At 34.4% G+C, this 20,065-nt stretch carries 17 protein-coding genes and 1 tRNA gene; 9 read left to right on the top strand and 9 right to left on the bottom strand.

The genetic code is table 11. The features are described 5' to 3' along the window. Window positions 1–81: 81 nt before the first annotated feature. The gene (gene tkt / locus AAHF52_RS06745) at window positions 82–2,010 is read right to left on the bottom strand and encodes a transketolase (protein ID WP_264376770.1); all 1,929 of its coding nucleotides are present in this window, start codon (window positions 2,008–2,010) and stop codon (window positions 82–84) included. A 113-nt stretch (window positions 2,011–2,123) separates the two neighbouring features. On the opposite strand from tkt, the gene rpsD reads away from it, so the two are divergent. The 7 genes from rpsD to dnaQ all read left to right on the top strand — a co-directional run bounded on the left by rpsD (window position 2,124) and on the right by dnaQ (window position 6,357). Then, window positions 2,124–2,738, top strand: a complete 615-nt coding sequence (gene rpsD, locus AAHF52_RS06740; RefSeq protein ID WP_006012690.1) for a 30S ribosomal protein S4 — start codon at window positions 2,124–2,126, stop codon at window positions 2,736–2,738. Between the two features lie 10 nt (window positions 2,739–2,748). After that, window positions 2,749–2,835 (top strand) — tRNA-Leu (locus tag AAHF52_RS06735). A gap of 20 nt (window positions 2,836–2,855) precedes the next feature. Beyond that, window positions 2,856–3,050 carry a Fe-S cluster assembly protein IscX gene (iscX, locus tag AAHF52_RS06730; RefSeq protein WP_026097274.1) on the top strand — a complete coding sequence of 65 codons (195 nt, stop codon included), beginning with the start codon at window positions 2,856–2,858 and terminating at the stop codon, window positions 3,048–3,050. Window positions 3,051–3,317: 267 nt separating this feature from the next. Beyond that, entirely contained in the window at window positions 3,318–3,641 is a 324-nt protein-coding gene (locus tag AAHF52_RS06725) for a DUF721 domain-containing protein (RefSeq protein WP_006012687.1), read from the top strand. A 54-nt stretch (window positions 3,642–3,695) separates the two neighbouring features. Further along, window positions 3,696–4,010 (top strand): 50S ribosomal protein L28, encoded by a 315-nt coding sequence (rpmB, locus tag AAHF52_RS06720; protein WP_149168840.1) that lies wholly within the window; start codon window positions 3,696–3,698, stop codon window positions 4,008–4,010. Next, a complete protein-coding gene (gene lipA / locus AAHF52_RS06715; RefSeq protein ID WP_149168839.1) occupies window positions 4,003–4,866 on the top strand; it encodes a lipoyl synthase in 864 nt (287 codons plus the stop codon). Before rpmB ends, lipA begins: the two co-directional genes overlap by 8 nt. Before the next feature lie 831 nt (window positions 4,867–5,697). Continuing rightward, entirely contained in the window at window positions 5,698–6,357 is a 660-nt protein-coding gene (gene dnaQ / locus AAHF52_RS06710; RefSeq protein WP_410541893.1) for a DNA polymerase III subunit epsilon, read from the top strand. Window positions 6,358–6,437: 80 nt separating this feature from the next. On the opposite strand, the gene AAHF52_RS06705 is transcribed toward dnaQ, so the two are convergent. The 5 genes from AAHF52_RS06705 to AAHF52_RS06685 form a co-directional block, all read right to left on the bottom strand. After that, the gene (locus AAHF52_RS06705) at window positions 6,438–7,274 is read right to left on the bottom strand and encodes a hypothetical protein (RefSeq protein WP_149168838.1); all 837 of its coding nucleotides are present in this window, start codon (window positions 7,272–7,274) and stop codon (window positions 6,438–6,440) included. Between the two features lie 120 nt (window positions 7,275–7,394). Next, window positions 7,395–8,219: a hypothetical protein gene (locus tag AAHF52_RS06700; RefSeq protein ID WP_264376768.1), complete on the bottom strand. Its 825-nt coding sequence runs from the start codon at window positions 8,217–8,219 to the stop codon at window positions 7,395–7,397. 105 nt (window positions 8,220–8,324) lie between these two features. After that, complete coding sequence (locus tag AAHF52_RS06695) at window positions 8,325–9,308, bottom strand: hypothetical protein (RefSeq protein WP_264376767.1); 984 nt, start codon at window positions 9,306–9,308, stop codon at window positions 8,325–8,327. A gap of 369 nt (window positions 9,309–9,677) precedes the next feature. Further along, complete coding sequence (locus tag AAHF52_RS06690) at window positions 9,678–10,823, bottom strand: hypothetical protein (RefSeq protein WP_264376766.1); 1,146 nt, start codon at window positions 10,821–10,823, stop codon at window positions 9,678–9,680. Between the two features lie 88 nt (window positions 10,824–10,911). Then, window positions 10,912–14,115: a glycoside hydrolase TIM-barrel-like domain-containing protein gene (locus AAHF52_RS06685; protein ID WP_342068407.1), complete on the bottom strand. Its 3,204-nt coding sequence runs from the start codon at window positions 14,113–14,115 to the stop codon at window positions 10,912–10,914. Between the two features lie 281 nt (window positions 14,116–14,396). On the opposite strand from AAHF52_RS06685, the gene AAHF52_RS06680 reads away from it, so the two are divergent. After that, a complete protein-coding gene (locus tag AAHF52_RS06680) occupies window positions 14,397–15,353 on the top strand; it encodes an IS5 family transposase (RefSeq protein ID WP_213863789.1) in 957 nt (318 codons plus the stop codon). A gap of 357 nt (window positions 15,354–15,710) precedes the next feature. On the opposite strand, the gene AAHF52_RS06675 is transcribed toward AAHF52_RS06680, so the two are convergent. Then, a complete protein-coding gene (locus tag AAHF52_RS06675; protein ID WP_264687667.1) occupies window positions 15,711–16,571 on the bottom strand; it encodes an AAA family ATPase in 861 nt (286 codons plus the stop codon). A 181-nt stretch (window positions 16,572–16,752) separates the two neighbouring features. Here AAHF52_RS06675 and AAHF52_RS06670 point away from each other — a divergent pair, with 181 nt between their 5' ends. Then, window positions 16,753–17,766 carry an IS110 family transposase gene (locus tag AAHF52_RS06670; RefSeq protein ID WP_264376686.1) on the top strand — a complete coding sequence of 338 codons (1,014 nt, stop codon included), beginning with the start codon at window positions 16,753–16,755 and terminating at the stop codon, window positions 17,764–17,766. Here the strand turns inward: AAHF52_RS06670 and AAHF52_RS06665 are convergent. Beyond that, window positions 17,744–18,412, bottom strand: coding sequence for a hypothetical protein (locus tag AAHF52_RS06665; RefSeq protein ID WP_342068406.1), 669 nt, complete (start codon window positions 18,410–18,412; stop codon window positions 17,744–17,746). The genes AAHF52_RS06670 and AAHF52_RS06665 overlap by 23 nt on opposite strands. Before the next feature lie 317 nt (window positions 18,413–18,729). Then, entirely contained in the window at window positions 18,730–19,887 is a 1,158-nt protein-coding gene (locus AAHF52_RS06660) for an ankyrin repeat domain-containing protein (RefSeq protein WP_052264780.1), read from the bottom strand. Between the last annotated feature and the right edge of the window lie 178 nt (window positions 19,888–20,065).

Raw genomic sequence — 20,065 nt, 5'->3', positions numbered from 1 at the left:
TTTCACTAGCTTTCTTATCATAATAACGGTACTGGCTGAGTTCATTAAGTAATTTTATGCGCAGCGTAATGACAAAAAGTGTTATTCACAAACACATTTTACTACATAATCAGCGCTAATATTAAAATGCTTATAAAGAGCTTCATAAGGTGCTGATTCTCCAAAATTTTTCATGCCAATAAATATACCGTTTGAGCCTACATATTTATGCCAACCCATTTCACTTCCAGCCTCAATTGCAACTTTAATGCTGTCATTATTTAATATTGCCCCTTTATATTCATCACTTTGCTCGTCAAAAAGCCTCCAACACGGCATAGAAATGACCCTTGTACCTACACCTTTTTCCTGTAATTTTTCTCTTGCCTCAACTGCAATTTCAACTTCAGATCCGGTAGCAAATATCGTCACTTCTAGCTTCCCTGAATATTCGCATAGTATATATGCACCAAATTTTGATAGGTTGGCCAATTGGTCAGTATAAGAGTGCATGTAATTAATATTTTGCCTTGAAAGTGCAAATAACGATGGAGATTCTTTTTTTTCCAATGCAATGCTAATGCACTCCAAAGTTTCAATTGCATCTGCTGGCCTAAAAACATACAGATTTGGTATAGCTCTCAGAGAAGCTAAATGCTCTATTGGCTGGTGAGTTGGACCATCCTCCCCTACTCCAATTGAGTCATGAGTCATTACATATATAACCTGCTGTTTCATCAAAGCTGAAAGACGTATAGCAGGGCGGCAGTAATCGGAAAATACTAAAAAAGTTCCACCATAAGGAATAATTCCACCATGAAGAGCCATACCATTCATACAAGCTGCCATAGCGTGCTCTCTCACTCCATAGTGTACATAAGAGCCACTATAATTATTACTATCTATTGCCTGCATGTGCTTATATTTAGTACAATTTGAACCGGTAAGATCAGCAGAGCCACCAATTAGTTCTGGCATAGACTTAGTCAATAGTTCCATTACTCTGCCGAAAGAAGACCTAGTCGCTTCTTTTGGCATTAGCTCACATATTTGTTTCTTCAGGTTAGCTAAGTCATTTTCGATATTGTCTGGCAAACGTTTCTCAAGTCTTCTTTGTAGTTCTTCATTGATCAAGGATGTATAGTTTTGCTTTGCCCTCTTAACTGTTTCTATCCAAGCGTTTCTCACATCTTCTGGTACATGAAATGGTTCATAGTCCCAATTTAATTTTTCTCTCATCTGTTTTACATCTTCCTCTGTAAAGGTACCACTATGAGCAGAAGATGTGCCAGCACGGCTCGAAAATTTTCCGATAATAGTTTTGCAACAGATTAGTGTAGGTTTATCAGACTTTTGTGCCTGTTCTATTGCAAGGGATATGGAATCAAAATCATGCCCATCGATTTTGTCAACATTCCATCCATACGCTGAAAAACGCTTTTCTACATCATCAGAACAAGAGAGGCTAGTAGAGCCGTCTATAGAGATGTCATTGTCGTCAAAAAGTGCTATCAGCTTATTTAATTTAAGATGCCCAGCAAGGGACGCTGCTTCATGGCTTATACCTTCCATAAGACAGCCATCTCCTAGCATTACATAAGTGTAGTGACTGATTTCAAACTGCTTTTCAAGAATCGATTCAGCAAGTGCCATGCCAACAGCAGTGGCAAATCCTTGACCAAGCGGGCCTGTTGTTGCTTCTATACCAGAAGTTAAGCCAAATTCTGGGTGACCTGGAGTTTTTGATGTAAGTTGCCTGAAGTTTTTTAGTTCATCTATACTAATGTAGCCTGTCAGATATAATATAGAGTATTGCAACATTGAACCGTGACCATTTGATAGGACGAAACGATCTCTACTGATCCATTGAGAATCATCAGGGTTATGGTTTAGGTATTTAGCAAATAATACAGTGGCAACATCTGCCATGCCAAGTGGCATACCTGGATGTCCAGAATTTGCTTTTTGTACTGCATCAATTGATAAAAAGCGGACAGCATTTGCCATGGATTTTAGTAGTAGATGATTCATGTATTAATAGGAAAACTTAAAAGTGAAGTATACTATATCATAGTGGCAAAAACAAGTTGACACTTAATGTTAAAATCATTAATAATTTATAGTTAGATTGTGAGAATTTTTGTATGACAACTGTTATCAATAGAAAGTATAGAATCAGTCGCAGGCTTGGTGTAAACTTATGGGGTAGAGCAAAAGATTCGGTCAATAAAAGAAAATACCCTCCAGGTCAGCATGGTATTCTTGGATTTAAGAAGTTATCTGATTTTGGTAAGCAGTTTGCTGCACATAAAAAATTTAAGTTCTACTATGCAATTTCAAGTAAGCAGCTTAGACGTACATTTTTAGATGCCTACAAAAGAAAGGGTTATACGGCTGATAATTTTATTGGTGCCTTAGAATCAAGGTTAAGCTCTGTTTTATATCACTCTGGTTTTGTGCCAACAATTTACTCGGCAAAACAGCTTATATCTCATAAACATGTTACAGTTAATGATAAGGTGGTTAACATATCAAGTTATAGAGTGAAGCCTGGTGATATAGTAAAAATAAGGGAAAGAGCAGCAAAAATTCCTATATTAATAGAGGCTGAACAAAAACAAGAACGTAAGGCTCCAGATTATTTAGAGGCAGATAGCAAAGCACTTTCAGTGAAGTATTTGAGAGCGCCTCAATATTCCGAAGTCCCCTATTCAGCAGACATGGAAGTCAATTTAGTAGTAGAATTTTACTCTAGATAAACAACATAAGGCCCGTGTGGCGGAATCGGTAGACGCAGCGGACTTAAAATCCGTGGGTTTTGCGACCTTGGGAGTTCAAGTCTCCCCATGGGCACCAGTTTAATTTATCAAAAAAGTATGAAATGGCTTGATATAGAAGATATTGCAGAAGCTCTAGAAGAGAAGTTTCCCAATAAGGATATAATTAGTATTAGATTCACTGAACTTAAGAAAAAGATCTTGGGTTTGAAGGAGTTTGATGATGATGAAAAGTATTGTAATGAAAAAATATTAGAGGCCATTCAAGCAGCTTGGATTGCAGAAAGATCTTAAAAAACAGATAGCTATAAGAAAATTACTGCATACAGTAAAAAGATAATTTTCTTGGAAATACTATACTTTACCCGAATTTTAATTAGCTTCATAATAATTTAACAAATTAAAATTAAAAATGATTACAAGGTAGGAAACACAAAATTCTGGCAAATGCTAGATATACAAATACTGCTTTTTATGTGTGAGGCCGAGGATCATGAAAACAATAAGTTAGTTTTTTGTATAAGAAAGTTGTAATATAATTTAATTTTAAGCACTGGAAAGATGTTTAAATATAGCGGGCCAAAGAAATTAAAATCTATAATAGAAAACTATGCATTAAAATGCATGAAAAATAAGATCAGCAAAAATGAAATACGTCTTATTTTAAACTGGAAAAGTATAGTTGGAGAGGAATTAGCAGAATGTACAAAACCACAAAAGATCTCATACGCACAAAACGTAAATTCTGGTGTTCTGCATCTGTTAGTAACAAATGGCAGTAAAGCATTAGAAATGCAGCATATGGTTTCTCTTGTAATAGAAAAAATTACAGTGTTTTTTGGCTATAAAGCAGTATACGGTATAAAAATCAAGCAAGGGAGTTGACTATTTAACTATATCAGGTTAACCTGGTTGAATAGGATAAATTGGTATATTGAAGTGAGTAGAATTTGTGAATTAACAAATAGAAAAAAGTCTTTTGGTAATAAGGTATCGCATTCAAATCGTAAAACAAAGCGTACCTTTCTCTTAAATTTACATAAAGTTACATTGACGAGTAATATATTAGAAAAAAAGTTTAGCTTTCGTATAGCAACAAGAACTTTAAGAACTATAGACTATAAAGGTGATCTTGATGCTTTCTTGCTCAATACAAAAACAATTAAACTAAGCAAAGAAGCGCAAAAGATAAAAAGAAGATTAAAGAAAGTTTTAGCAAAACAAGAGGTAGAGCTAGCTGTTTCAAATGCATAGTAAGCCTACATGGCTCAGAGCAAAAGCTCCAGCTGGTAAAGTATTCAATGAAACCTTAAATACTGTTAAGCTACATAACTTACATACAGTATGCGAAGAAGCTGCGTGTCCAAATATTGGTGAATGTTGGAATAAACGTCATGCTACTGTGATGATTCTCGGTTCTGTTTGTACTCGTGCTTGTGCGTTTTGCAACGTTGCAACTGGCATTCCTGATAAGCTCGATCCTCATGAACCAGAAAATTTAGCAAAAGCAATAAAAAAGTTAAATTTAAAGCACGTTGTCATTACCTCTGTTGACCGTGACGATTTACCAGATGGTGGTGCAAATCAGTTTATAAGGTGTATAGAAGAAATTAGAAAGATAACTTCGGAAACAACAATAGAGATCCTCACTCCTGATTTTTTAAATAAGAAAGGAGCGTTTGAAGCAATAGCTATTGCATCACCTGATGTTTATAACCACAACATCGAAACAGTGCCAAGGCTGTATGCAAAAATAAGACCAAGAGCTCGTTATTTTCATTCACTATATTTGCTAAAGATGGTGAAACAGATTAATTCTAAACTTTTCACGAAGTCAGGGCTTATGGTTGGTCTTGGAGAAACAAAAGAAGAAATCTTTCAGGTTATGGATGATTTACGTAGCGCCGAAGTTGACTTCATTACAATTGGTCAATATTTGCAACCAACTCCAAAGCATGCAAAAATTGATAGATATGTTACTCCAGAAGAGTTTGAGCATTATAAATATATTGCTTATTCTAAAGGCTTCTTGGTAGTTGCATCAAGTCCATTAACCCGTTCATCATATCACGCTGAAGAAGATTTTAACAGGCTCAAGTCCTGTAATTGACATCTCGATTTTATTGTCCCAAATTTGGGACAATAAATCAGAAAAGCTTAGTGAGTTGCCCTAGGCTTGACTTTTTACTTAGCTGATCACAAAAAGTATGAATTTTACAGCACCTAAACCAGCTGTTTAAGATCTTATATAAGCAATTGACAGCTACTGAGATGCCAGTTAAAATATTTACATAGTATATTAACAGAGGGTAAGGTGGGTTTTAGTGGATATGTACATGATAAAGCTTTAACAATATCAGATGTAAGTGCTAAAATTGATATAAGAGAGCTAGCAAACTTTCTACAGAGTAAAAAAGGCATTAACGAGCTTAATTTAATAAATGTAGAGATTGATAGTAAAGATGTAAAAGAGTTAAGTAAACTTACACATCTTACTTCGCTCACTCTAAGGAACAATAAACTCGGTTTTGAAAGTGCAGGATATATAGGTCAAGGCAATCTAAAAAACCTTACTTTACTTGAAATAAGTAATAACAATATTGGAGACAGAGGTTTTGCATTTTTGATTGGCAGCAAACGTCTCCCAAATCTTACTTTATTAAATGTAGAAAACAACAACATTGTTGGAGTGTGGCGCCACCACTATGGAGGAGATATAGCACTCAAAAATCTCACCTCACTTTATGTAGAAGGTAACGGTAAAAAATTCTTAAATGATAAAGAAGTTATCCTTGATAGTATAAAAAAAAGCTCAATAACCGAAGCGCCTGGACACTCTAGAGTAAAAGATGGTGAAGGTGCTACAAAAAAATTAGTAGCTAAAAGAAAAAAAACGATACAAGCTGCCAATAGTCAGTCAGATCCTAGTAGTAGGTTAAGTATAGAACTTTCCAAACAAGATGGGCTGCGTGAAATAGTACTTTACACTGAAACTACAGGTCTTGATGTCAATAGCCATCGAATTATCGAAATAGGGTGTGTAGAACTAATTAATCATATTCCAACAGGCAAAGTATTCCATCGATACATCAACCCAGAAAGGAGCATAGACAAAGGTGCATTTAAAGTTCACGGTATCAGCGAAGAATTTCTAAAGGATAAGCCATTATTTTCAGAGATTGCATCTGAATTTCTTAATTTTATATCTAGCGATACTTTGGTAATTCACAATGCTGGATTTGACATTAAATTTTTGAACATGGAACTTGGTAAACTGAATGCCAAATTAATCTCTTCAGACAGAGTGTTAGATACATTACCGCTTGCAAGAAAGAAATTTGGACCACCGGCTTCTTTAAGTGCATTGTGTGAGCGTTTTGGTATATCACTAGAGAGTAGGGAGTTACATGGAGCGCTAATTGACGCTGAGTTGCTAGCAAAAGTATATGTTGAGCGATTACAAACTCCTTTGGATCGATGTCAGCATGCAGTACGTAACTTATCTCTTAGAGGACACTTGCCAAGTAATGAAGAAGTTAGTGAGCAGTTAGATGAGATTAACGTATCTGTTCATGAGGGAGTAGTAGATAGAAGATTATAAAAACGCCTTTTGCTTTCAGTAGCGAAATTATTCTCTCAATGAATGTGTTTTCTAGCTTTAAAAATGCGAATCTCAATATCTTATCTTGAATTACTTAACTGTTGGTTCAAGTTTAAGTTCTTATCATGGTATGTATTTACATCTTTTAACACTTTAAGTGGTTCACCTAGACTATGTTCCACTTTTGTCTCAAATTTAAATCCCAAATTTCCAAAAAATTCTTGAAAATACTCAATAGTAATGTCACACAAACTTCTACCACTTGCTTTATAATTTTTCAGCTCTTTCGGAATAATAAGAGACACTTTACCATCTTCATATGTTACATTTCTACCCTTACAGTTCAGTTTAAATTCTACTGAACTGTAAAAACCTGGTGTTTTGATATCACTAGCAAGATCACTGCTAAGTACCCTTATACATTCCATGCTAAAACTGAGTTTTAGACAATTGGAACTATGGCAATCCATACTATAAGTTATTATTATATCAGAATCTAACACAAGCAAGCCAAGTGGAAAAAGAGCCTTTAATAAATGCAGAAACAAAAAATGATTATATCCTTCTTGATGATAACTAGTTATCAATTCTTCTATAATAGAGTCATTTGGAACTGTTGCACCAACACGTATAAACATTTCCATAAAGACTACTTTAAGAAACAAACAATAGTTTCTTTTCCCTTTTTCATTCCCTAAAATGAGATCTTTATGTTTTGAATATAGCTCCTCGATAAGCTCATTGGTTATTTTTTGTTTGTTGATAGTAAGGTTGTGTGATCTATCAAGGTCAATATATGTGTTGTAACCAGAGTTTATGCTACTCCAACCACCTGATTTCATTGGTATAGATTTTAAATCAGAATACTTGAGCTTTTTTACTTCAGATTTCAATGCGTTAACTATTTTTTTTGACATATCACAATCTTATATTATATACGTATTACGTACTTTTCATCATAAGTAAAGGTTTTCTGTAAAACTTGATTTACTTTTTATTATACTCACCTTATTAAAAAAAGCGGAGATTTCAATATCTTATTTTAAATTCTTCAAGTTTAGATTCTTGTCTTTGGTTGTATTTATATCACTTAATACTCCAAGTGGCTTATCCAGATTATACTCAAAATTTTCCTCAAAAAAGTGAAATCCAAATTTTTCGCAAAATTTCTGAAAATACTCAATAATAACGTCAAACAAATTCTTATCATTTGCTTTGTAATTTTTCAGCTCCTTAGGAATAGTGAGAGAAACCTTACCTTCTTCATATATCACATTTTCACCTTCACATTTTAGTTTAAACTCCACTGAGTTTTGTAAATCACATACTAAAATTTTATTACCGTTATATATACCATCATTTACGCTAAAACTGAACTTCAGATAATTTGGATCTTCACAACTTATATAGGTCCTTTCTCTGTAAGAAGGAATTAAATAGTGGAATGAATACATGCACAATCCAAAAGAACGAAGTGCTTGACTTTGAGAAGAAAAGAATTGCTTGTACCCAGACCTGTTATAATAAGTTATCAATTCTTCCATAATAGAGTCATTTGGAACTGCTGTACCGGCGTGTACAAATATTTCCGTGAAGATTTGCTTAAGAAACAGACGATAACTCCCTTTTTTGTCCTTATCTTCTGTAATGAGATTTTCATGTTTTAAATATAAATTTTTAATGAGATCATTAGTTATTGCCTTCCCATTAATAACAAGGTCACAAACAAATTCATATTCACTATTGAAGTCCATATCTAAATCCTTATATGTTCTATAATCAGAACTTTCTGTAGACTTCAAATCAGCATATCTCCTCTCCCTCGCCTTATCTTTCAACTCATTAATCATTTTTTTTGACATATATACTATTAATAGCTCTTATACTATAATATATATATAACTATTAACCTTTTAATAATATAGACTATCAACTGTAACCTGAGTTACTTTCCGGTTTACACTTGATTACTCTAACGATAGATTTTCCAATTCCATCTGATCTACTTGTACTTTTTCTAACTCACTTTTTACCTGTTTATGGTATAAGTTTGCTCCTCTAGCCCAAGATAGGTCACCATTTATTGTACAAACGTAATTGCCATTGTCCTCTTCGAAGCAAAACAGCTTCAGTTTACTTTCGTCTTGACCAATTAATTCACTACGAATTACTTCTACAGTATAAAATTGACCCAAATTCATACTTACTTCAGGATGTTGCATATACCTTAACACCCGTGGCTCATATAATTTTCTTATCTCACCATTTTTGAGATCACCTATTGTACACTCTATCTTCTTTAATCCGTATTTAATAACTCTCACTAATCTCTTCGTCTCATAATCCCACAGCTGTTCTTCTTCCAATCTTTTACATGCGGTAAAAAATTGTGATTCTTCTCTTTGCATAAACCGAGATAAACGTTCTGCCAACTCATAGCACATTTTTTCTTGACTCAGTATTTCTCTTTTATATTGAGCTAAAATATTAATCGCTATACTTGGACAACTTACTGCAATCAAGTCATTATTTAAATCCGTTTTAATAATTTTGCCGCTCTCTTGATTAACATGTACAGTAACTTGCCCTAACAAAATTCCCTTAGAAATCGTTATGTCTTTTCCTATATGAGTGTCAATGGCTTTTAAAGAATCAAAGTCTATATATATTGCACCTTTCTCTCCTGTCATTTTTTCTGAAAGAGCAAGAGCAATCAATCTAAAGGTATCTATTTCAACAGCAAAATACATCCTTTGCTCCTCTGACATATTATACATATTCTTAAAGAAATCCTTTATGCTAATGTCTTCACCATCTACCTTCCATCCTGTATCTATTTCGCTCCAGTCGTATTGGTGTAAATCTACAACATGCACTCCTTCCATTCCTTTCAGTTCACGCTTTAAATCATCTATTTGATTTTCTTCAAATCCAGGACCGTTGATAATCAAATATATATCCCTCTCTTCTTTATTTATTAATTTATGATTTTTTATTATATCTAAGTAATTAAAGTCACTGTTTTTACCATCAGGTAAAGATGCACCATATACTCTTGGTACCCATTGTTAGTATTATTGGCGCTTCATTTGATAATTTTTTTACATTACCGATCATTATTTTACCTCAACACATTAACATACTCATATTATAATGAAATTTTAGCGGCGTACAAATAAAATCTCCTAGGGGCTTAAACATTCTCGTTTCTATATGTAGGTGACTGTTTCGAAGAAAATTATTTTTCAGCTAATATTTTAACTACTTTACTGAATTTTCTAGCACCGAATCGACGATACTAGAAAGTTCTTTAATCAATGCTATATAAGTGATAGCTCTCCCATTGCTACCCTGTCTACTTCTGCTCCTTCCAGCTTATTATCTACTCGTTCACGGTATAGATCTTTTCCTTTCATCCAGGATACATCACTATTTACTAGACCCATAGAATAGTTACCATTGTTCTCTCCAAAAGCAAATGACTTCCATTTGCTTTCTTCTTGACCAATTAATTTATCATGCACTATCCTCACAACATTTCGTTGACCTAAATTTTCTCCAAATTGGGTAAGGAAGGGAAAAAAAGCTTGTTCATATAACGTCGCTATTCTACCATTGCTTAAATCTTCTACACACCTTTCTGCATACTCTTTCTGATTCTTCACTTCTTTGATAATCCTTTTTATTTCATCTTTCTCTTCTTCCTTTTTCATCTCTTCCTCTTTTTCAAGCATACTGATGCAATCACCTAGTTTAATTATAGCTGAAGGTAAATACTCTACTAATTTACCGCACATTTCTTTTTGACTTAGTATTTCACTTTTATACTTAGATAAGATATCAACTGCTATGCTTAAATCATTTATCGCAATTAAGTCATTATTTAACTGTGTATAAACGATTTTTCCACTATCGTTAATACCTACAACAATCGGTCCCAACAATATTCCCTCAGGGATTGTTATATCCTTCCCTATATGAGTGTCAATGGCTTTTAAAGAATCAAAGTCTATATATATTCCACCTTCATGTTCCGTAAACTGCTTTAAGAGTGCCAGAGCAACTAATCTAAAAGTATCTATTTCAACAGCAAAGTATGTTCTTTGTTCACCTGTCATGTTATACATATCTCTAAAGAAATCTTTGATACTAGTATCTTTACCATCTATCTTCCATCCTTGATCTATTTCGCTCCAGTCATACTGATGCAAGTCTATAACATGTACTCCTTCAATTCCTTTCAGTTCACATTTTAAATCATCTATTTGATTTTCTTTGAATCCAGGACCGTTGATAATCAAATATATATCCCTCTCTTCTTTATTTATTAATTTATGATTTTTTATTATATCTAAGTAATTAAGGTCACTGTTTTTACCATCAGGTAAAGATGCACCATGTACTCTTGGCACCCATGTTAGTATTATTGGCGCTTCATTTGATAATTTTTTTACATTACCGATCATTATTTTACCTTACTATATTGCTATATTTATAATATAGTGGATTTTTTAATAAAATGCAAGTAGACATTAAGATTTCACTTACGCTCTCTCAGTTTACAATTTTTGTTTCCGTATTATCTAATGAATCACCGTAAGTGACTGCCTTAAGATAAAACTTTCTCCCTTTTTGCACTTCAAAAGAAATTATTGAATCATCAAGTAGAATAAATTTTTCACCTGCAGTGTGTTCATATTTCTTAGTCCCTTCTTGACCTCTAATTAGGTTGCTAAGCTTATATTTATTTTTATCTATAAGCTTGGCATCTTGGAATTTTATTACCTCTTTTCCAACCAGCGCTAACACAGTTGGATTCATGACGTCTAGCTTACCAAAACGTAGCACTACTGTAATTCCCTCATCGGTAGATTCGATTACATATCCGTAAGTAGATTGTATATTTGCGCTCGCGATGGGCTTATAATTTTTATCATCATACGAAATAAAAAGTGTTGCTCCTTTCCAACCTTCCTCTTCACTAATTAAAGTAAAACTTGCGATATTACCTTTAATATGCGGTAAATCTATCATTTCTACGATAGATTTACTGATGTGAGAAGGAGGGTATTCTTTAAGCATAAGTGATCTTGTTGAAGGAAAGGAGAGCTTGTATATAGAGGGATCATAACCAACTCCCATTACTTGAATGGACATGCTTTCAAACTTTGTTTTTATAATTCTCATCGTATGTCTTTTCTCGCCATCTGAAATTGCTATGACATCACTTGGTAAAAGCCATGCATATTTTATCGGGAGCTTAAAGTTGTATACATTTCTCTCTTGCCACGAAGAATAAAGTAAAACTTCAGCTATATTTTGCGCCTCCCCTTCCTCCATAATGAGAGGTATTTCAACTGTTGCAGCATTGCCCTGCTTTGGCAGTTCAGCATATTTCACATCAATTGGATAGCCAAAATTGCGGTTAAAATAAACGATGTTAATCCTATTGTTTAAATCTAATTGACTAAGCTGTATCAGCTTGGGATTGTGATTGAAAACAGTTTCGTCAACTGGTATACCAGTTGTCACTCCCCTGCCCTTTTGAATAAATTTCAGTTTTGAGTTCTGTTCAACCACATCAAAAAAATAGCACCTTCGCAGCATTTTAATAATTGAGCGTACGGGTTGCTGATCATTTATTACATACCCAGATAGTAATCCTTTAACATCACTTGTATCAAACTGATCGCCTTTGAGACCTACCTTTTGCAACAGATCAGACAAAACATCGGAAACATTAAGTTGTGAAATTTTTCCCTGAATCCAGTGCCCGGTCTGCCAGTTATGGCAGTCAGCCCACATGTCACATAAATTGGGGAAATAAGGAAATGGCCTTGCATCCCACGCCCAGAGGAACATTTTCTCCACCATTTCTGAGCTTTGCCACTTTTTTAATGTTCCTTCGATTGCAGTTTTCTGCAAAAGAAAGCTCACCTCTCCGTTTGAGTATCGTGGATATTTACTCTCTATACTACCTTTATCAACAAACACATTGGGCTCATTAGTGCAGCCGTTCATACTGGGAAATCCATATTCGGTAAACCATATTTTCTTCATTTTTGGTTGCCATTTTGTTTTACTACCACCTGGATTTACATGAACTTCACTCCACCATTTCTCGATATTTTTCCACGCATATTCGCTGTCATTATACTTTATTTTCTCAGGATCACTTTTTGAGTAATCGTAAAAATAATCATACCCTACCCCACTGCTCCAACCACCCGTTACATCTTTCGCGGAATAGCCAAAAGGAGGTTCTGGGCCATCGGTGAGTGGAAAGTAAGCATCTATGCCAACAACATCGATAAACTCTGAAGACCATAGTTCATCCATATTATACCAACCATCATATGAATGATACTCACTCCAATCGGCAGCGTAAGTTACGTTTACTTCTTTTCCAAGCTGAAATTTTACTTGCTTTGCAACTTTAACTAGCTCTGCTACTGCAGGATAATTGCCTTTCGCATCTTTTACTCTGGTAAGCTGAGCAAACTCAGAACCAATAATAAACCCTTCCACTTTAGTTTGTTTGGCAATGCTTGTGTAATGCTCTATGAATTTGCTATACTGATTCTCAAAAAAATCACTTATATCCTGAGGAGTACCGCTCAATTTTCCTCGCCACTCTTTGTTTTTTGTGTCAAGCAAGAGCATTGGATAGAGCATCACCTTATAACCTCTGCTATGCAGCTCTTCTATATATCTTATTAGTGCTGCATCGCTAACTGTACCACCATATCTTGGATTGCCATGATTATCTTTTGAAATGAGCTGGGCATTATCCCTGGTTATATTTCCCACTTGCCAATCATCAGGCACTATAGCAGAATCGTCTTGAAATTCAACTGCAGGATATATTTTACAATCTTTGATATTCAAACTGCTTGCAAACCAATTAACCACTACCGATGCCCATTCAACATTTGGTAAACTTTCCTTCAATTGGTCCAAAGAAAGCATAGCATCGCTCTTTTTTGTGTGATTATTGTGATTTACTCTTTGTACCGGTCCATAGGGAATATATTGACTACTGCTTATTTTTTCTCGTGCAATTTTCTTCTGTATTTTCGTATCATACACAAACTCCCCTGAACCTGGTATGATATTGATATTTTTAATGTTTTCTGCTACTGAGAATCCATTGAGCTTCAGTGCAGTTTGCACTTCAAATGTAAACACCGGAACACGATTACTATAGTCTGCCAAAGGGAAATTTTTGATGACTATGTAAGATATTCCTCTATAAGCTGGTACATTCTTCTCACCTTCGATTGATAACATAAACGGATCAGGGTTTTGGTCTTCTCTGCCGTGGTAAAAAGTATAATCTATTTCATCAAAACTAAGCGATTTTATATCCGCCCAGATTCTATTTAATTTTTCTACTTTCCCCTTGCAAATTGCAATTGCGAGTGTTGCATAGTAGTTATATGTAATATTTATACCTCTTCCTGTTTTATTTTGAGTGGTTATCGCCTCCTCTTTTATTGGCTGTGACCAAATAATGTTTCCAGCAATGCGAGCAGTGCCATAGATAATTGGAATTGCTTTGCCATAAGTTGAGGTTTGAACTTGCAGATTTTTCAGCCTCGCCCCATGCGTTATCTTTTGGTCGGCATCAAGACCAAATATTGCATTATCAAGCTGTGCACCAAGCAGAGCACCGAGTTCTGAGCCAACAATCTGGCCAATTGGCCCAAAAATACTGCCCGCTTTACTTAAAATTGATGATAAAATTATTGTAGACATAATATTCTCCTTTTTAATAGATTGTTTTGAATTTTTGAAAGAAGATCCCAGACTGGGATAAAATTGGGACCTACTATATAGTAGTGTCATGCGACTGGTATCCAGGAAAAAAAGGATGTAATCCGAGTAGCCCTTTTCCTGTCATCCGAGTAGCTGACACTGGGATCCATTGTTCTTTATTTCTGAATTCCAGCGGGCTTTGTTGCACCACTCAAGGAAAGAACAGGCAGTTACTGATGGAATTTGTTATAAAATAGATATTTAGCCGACAAAGGAAAAATATGCCAATAAGAATGAAAGTCAGTAACTGCAATGAATATAACAAATTTCTTCAAGAAAGGGGAAATGTTTTTCATTATATCAACGATGCCATTGAAAATTGGTACGAAAATAGTCCAAAAGTAGCAGGTGGCAACAATGTCTACAGCGACAAAGTAGTGATTCTAATTCACATAATAACCTATCTATTCAGGATTGGTCTTAGGCAAACAGTGGGATTTATAGAGAAATATCTTGAGCAAATAGGGAAAATTTTGCAAATTATCAGCTATTCGCAGGCTTCAAGAAGGTTTAAAAAGCTTAATATCAAAATCAACGACTGCAGAGTTGATAAGAACGATATGGAAGATATTGAAATTGCTATAGATAGTACAGGTATCAGCATCTACAATAATATTCCAGGCCATAGTAAGGCAAATGGTACAGATAGAAAGTATCGCCGCTATGAGCAAACAAGAAAGCTACATGTAATGCTAGAGATAGGTAGTAAAAAAGTTATAGCTGCAAAATACAGTAGTGGAGTTTATTCCGACCACTATGGAGCCTGTGATCTTATTGAAAGAGTGGATACCAAGTATAACATAAGCACGATATATGCAGATAGGGCATATAATCGAAAGAAGTTATACAAACTGTGCGATGAGCTTGACATAAAGACAAGGATTCCTCCGCAAAATAATGCAGTAGAGCATCCAAAGTTGGATTATATGAATGAGAGAAATTCTACAATCAAGCTCATAAAGTCATATGATGAAGATGGTATGAAGAGGTGGAAAAAAGAGATAAATTATTGGAAGAGATCTTATATAGAAAGTTTTTTCTCGCGACTGAAGCAAATATTTGGATTTAGTTTTAGGAATAAATCTGAGATTAATCGTGAGAAGGAACTGCTACTCAAGTGTTATTTGCTTAACAAATTTACTGAAATAGGCATGGCTAAGTTTGATATAGCTTCATGAATTTATTATACATTACCCACTATCCGAAGAGCTGTGCAACAAAGCCATTCCAGCGTCACGCGCTGGAATGACATTAAATGATTTTTCTTTGAATTTGAGTTATGCAAGCAAGCCCCTTTGTTGTCATGCAAGTAGCCCCTTCGATGTCACCCGAGTAGCCCTCTTCCTGTCATCCCAGTACTGGGATCCAGCCTTTCTTACCAACAAAAAACTTGGCATAACTTGCGTGCTCAAAAAATTCCTGGATTTCAGTACTGGAATGACACCCTTTTAGAAGTTCCTTCTGGATAAAAACTATTGTCAAGCAATGGAATGACATGATTCGACTTGCATGACCAGACTGTGTAGTAATTCTCTTTATTCCTCGATTTGCCACTTACTTCCTCGAGAAGATACATCACTCAATGAAGAGCTTACTGATGAACTTCTAGATAAGCTTCCAGATGATAGCCTTGTATCCTTGTTTTTAGTTTTTCCGTTACTATGTTTCTCATTCTTCTTATCTTCAATGTTATGTTCCTTCTTAAATCTTTCACATAAAGTGAAAATAGGAGTGCTTTTGCCTTTACTTTTCTCCTCTCGTATATACTTGGCTAAACCAATCAGATTTGCTGGTGAAAAACCATTAGTACTCTTTACAATAGTTTCAATATTTAGAGGGCTTAATTCTTTGAGATATTCTTTTAGTATTCCCCTACGCGTACTTTCTTTATCCAGCCCAGGAACCTCAATACACTCCAAACGACCACCCCTAGTAAACGCAGGATCTAAATGATCCTTATGATTAGTTGCAGCAATCACCATTATATTTTTTGAGGATAAAAACTCTTTATCCAATTTAGTGAGTAAATAAGTTAAAGGCCCTGCATCCTCATTAACAGTTCGCTTTTTACCAACTCCGTCAATCTCATCTATAAAAATCATACAAGGACTGTTTGTCTCTGCTTTCTCAAAAACTTGATCTATATTCCTTTGACTAGACAAGCAAGACGCAGAAACAGACATAAACGCAAACAGAGATTTAGTTTGATTTGCAATTGCCTTACTAATACTAGTCTTACCAGTTCCTGGTGGACCGTACAAGAGATATCCTCCGCTTTTTGACTCACAAATTCCTCTCAACTTTTCTTTTATGTCATTTGGTAATATAATATCACTAAATGTTGTATTCCACCCTTGTATCTTGTAAAAAGCATCTAATGTTTTAAGCTTAAGCATTAGGTGGAGGAGGGAAGAACTCTGTTTCCCCTCTTAGATATAAAATCTGTAAGAAAGATAAGAGTTCCCTCCTCAAAAGTATAGGCTGGACGGTATCGTAGAAAGACCTAAATGGCTCTAATTCTGTATCCACAAGGTTAGCCTTACTTTTCGTTTTAAATGGTAACGTATGGGGTTATATATGATCAACAACTTTCTTGGAATTGATGTATCAAAAGATCGCTTTGATGTTTTTCTTTCATTCATAAGTAAAAAAGAAAAGCGTGAAACTAGGAAAAGAAGCTTTAAGAACGATGATCTTGGGTTTCAAGGTCTGCTGAGTTTTCTACAAAAGCATAATGTGGAAGAAGTAAAGTCATGCATGGAGGCTACTGGTTGTTATAGCGAAGCTTTGGCTGAATTTCTGCACAATGCTGGACATTTTGTTAGTGTTGTAAATCCTTATTGTATTAAATCTTATACAAGGAGTAAACTCGTAAGACAAAAGAATGATCAGACTGATGCAGAAATTATTGCTGATTATTGCCAAAGACAGGAACCAACTCGTTGGACACCACCTTCTTCTGAAATGAAAAAATTAAAACATCTTTATCGTTGCTCAGTTGCGTTAAAAGATGAATTAGCATTAGTAAATAACCACCTAGAAAAAAAAGAGAGACTGCCTAAAGAAGTTGCAAATGCTTGGGAAGACCTTGCAATGAATATAGCTCAAAAAATAGAAACAATAAAAAACTCCGTACGTGAACTATTAAAGCAACACAAAGAGTTGTTGGAAAATTTTCAACTTCTACTGACTATTCCAGGCATAGGAGAGGAATCAGCAGTAGCTATTTTAGCTGAAATCCCTGACATAAAAGCTTTTAGAGATGCCAGGCAATTGGCAGCATATACAGGAGTTATACCGAAAAATATAACATCAGGTTCATCTGTACATTCTAAACCAAGATTAAGTAAATCAGGTTCACAAACATTACGTAAGGCCCTTTTCTTTCCTGCCATAGTAGCCAAGAATCACAATCCTATCATTGTGAGTTTTTGCCAAAGACTAAAGAAGAAGGGTAAGCATAATATGGCAATTGTGGGAGCTGCAATGCGTAAGCTACTCCATATCATTTTCGGTATCCTGACATCCAAAAGTGCTTTTGATCCAAATCATATCAAGAATTACAGAACTAGGATGTTGACTGTAGTTTAAAATCAAAAAATGCTTCCAATCCATTCAACATATTCACTAACTGTAATCTGTGTACTGTTACACAATCAGAAGTATTTTTTGATTTTATGATACAGCTTGAGTAATTTTTTTGTTGACTAGCAAGACAGTATCTTTCTTCATCTTTTGCGTAAAATTCCATATTCAGCTTTGCTTCTACTTCATTTTTTGTTGCAGGACTATTAATTAACCTTGCAGAAAGATCACTAACCTCTTTTTTTAACCCATTCACTTCATCTTTCGTTACAAAATTCTCTAAAATTCTATGAACTTTTTCTTCTAGACCACTAAACCCGTATTTATTTTCTTTATCCTTTCCATCTTCTAATTCTTCTTTAATTGGAGTTAGCTTATTTTCTTCTTTCCTTAACCCTTTATTCGGCTCTTCGACTTCAGCTTTCGAGTTTTCTTGAGATTTTTTATTTTGTTTAATCATTTTATATGAAAACACAATTACTACTGCAGAAAGCGCAAATAAAATAAAAATAACAGGGGGAGCTATATTTAAAGCTGCAACTGAAGATAAAAATGCAACGTAAGGAGCTACAGCAAAAACTCCAGATGTAATTAATGTAAGGGAAGCAATAGCACCAGCTATAAAAAAAGTTATATTAGCTCTATTAGACATATTTTAGCTTATAAACAGTTAATTTATAAATAATACATTTAAAGAGTACAAGCTTTTCATAGTAAAGCAAGACTAATTAAAGAGATAACTCAAGGTGTCCTTAATCAATCTATGATCGAGGTATTATGCAGTATTAAGATATAAGATGGTATGTTGTATTTTTAATTCAGTGTTCTTTTTCTGTCATTCCAGGGTACTGGAATGACAGATGCTATGATAAGAAATTCAATAACTTAAAGTAGGTAATTAAAGCCTCTAATTAAAATATGAATCTATAGTTATCATAAGCAACACTAAAGAAGTGCGGAAGTAAAAATTTACGAAAGAGCATTATGTATACGTATGCTTTGTAGATCTACACTTTGCCACCCTTCTGTTAAGCTTTGCCTCCCTTCCATTACGTTTTGTCGCTCTTTTATTTCTTTTATTTCGTTATCGAATTTTGACATTAGATATTTAACATAACCAGATGTTAATGCTGTTGATGCAGATACAGCTATTGCTGCCGTAACAGATGTTAATGTAATTTCCATTGTCTCGGTTATAAAAAGCGTCGATGTTACAAAATTCCCTAACATGGCAACTAAGCCACCAACAACTACACTACCTTGAACTACTTTATTTTTTAAAAACCCTTTTATACTCTCTACCGTATCTTCTTGGTGATTTATAATGGCATAATACAAAGGAGTTTTCTGCAAACTATCTTTTTTATAAACATCTGCACCTCTGTCTAGTAGAGCATCTACTATCTCTAAATAGCCATTTTTAGCAGCATAATGCAAAGGAGTACTACCATTTCTATCTTTTACATGAACACTTGCGCCTTCAGCTAACAGAGCATCTACTACCTCTACATGGTTACTTAAAGTAGCATAATGCAAAGGAGCACTACCATTTTCATCTTTTACATTAATATCTGCACCTGTTTTTAGTAGAACATTTACTACATCTATGAATTTATATATAGTAGCATAATGTAAAGGAGTACGACCATTTCCATCTTTTATATTAACACCTGCACCTCTCTTTAGTAGAGCATTTACTACATCTATGAGTTCATATATAGTAGCATAATGCAAAGGAGTACTACCACTTCTGTCTTTTACATTAACATCAGCACCTTTTTTTAGTAGAGCATTTACTACACCTACACATCTACTATAAACGGCATGATGCAAAGCAGTCTCTCTATTTTCATCTTCTACATGAACATCCGCATGCCTATCTAATAAAACATTCACTAAATCCTTACAGCTAGATGCTGCAGCTGCAATTAATAATGTAAATTCGGCATCAGGATCACTTTGGATGAATGTATGATTTATACTAAAATTTTTATTTTCCCACTCTTGATACGCTATTGTATCTTCCCTTCGCAATACCTCTTTTATTTTATTAATTACGTTATCTTTATTTACACTTGCATCTTTATCAATTGCACTTAATATCTTTTTCAGATTTTCAAAATTCATCTTTACCTCCTATAACTTTACGTTGCAGTTACTACACAATTACAAACAAAAGTAAACACATTTTTGTAAATTATTTAGAAAAAGAATCCATTAAAAAAGTCAGTGATTTGCAATAAATAACTGATCCATTTAATTGAAAGAAATATGTGATGTAACTATAGTCATTATAAACAACAAT

It is taken from the genome of Wolbachia endosymbiont (group B) of Melanargia galathea, from assembly GCF_964030625.1.
Lineage (GTDB): Bacteria > Pseudomonadota > Alphaproteobacteria > Rickettsiales > Anaplasmataceae > Wolbachia.
The sequence above is the reverse complement of the archived record's forward strand: the minus strand, read 5'-3'. Positions and strand labels throughout refer to the sequence as shown.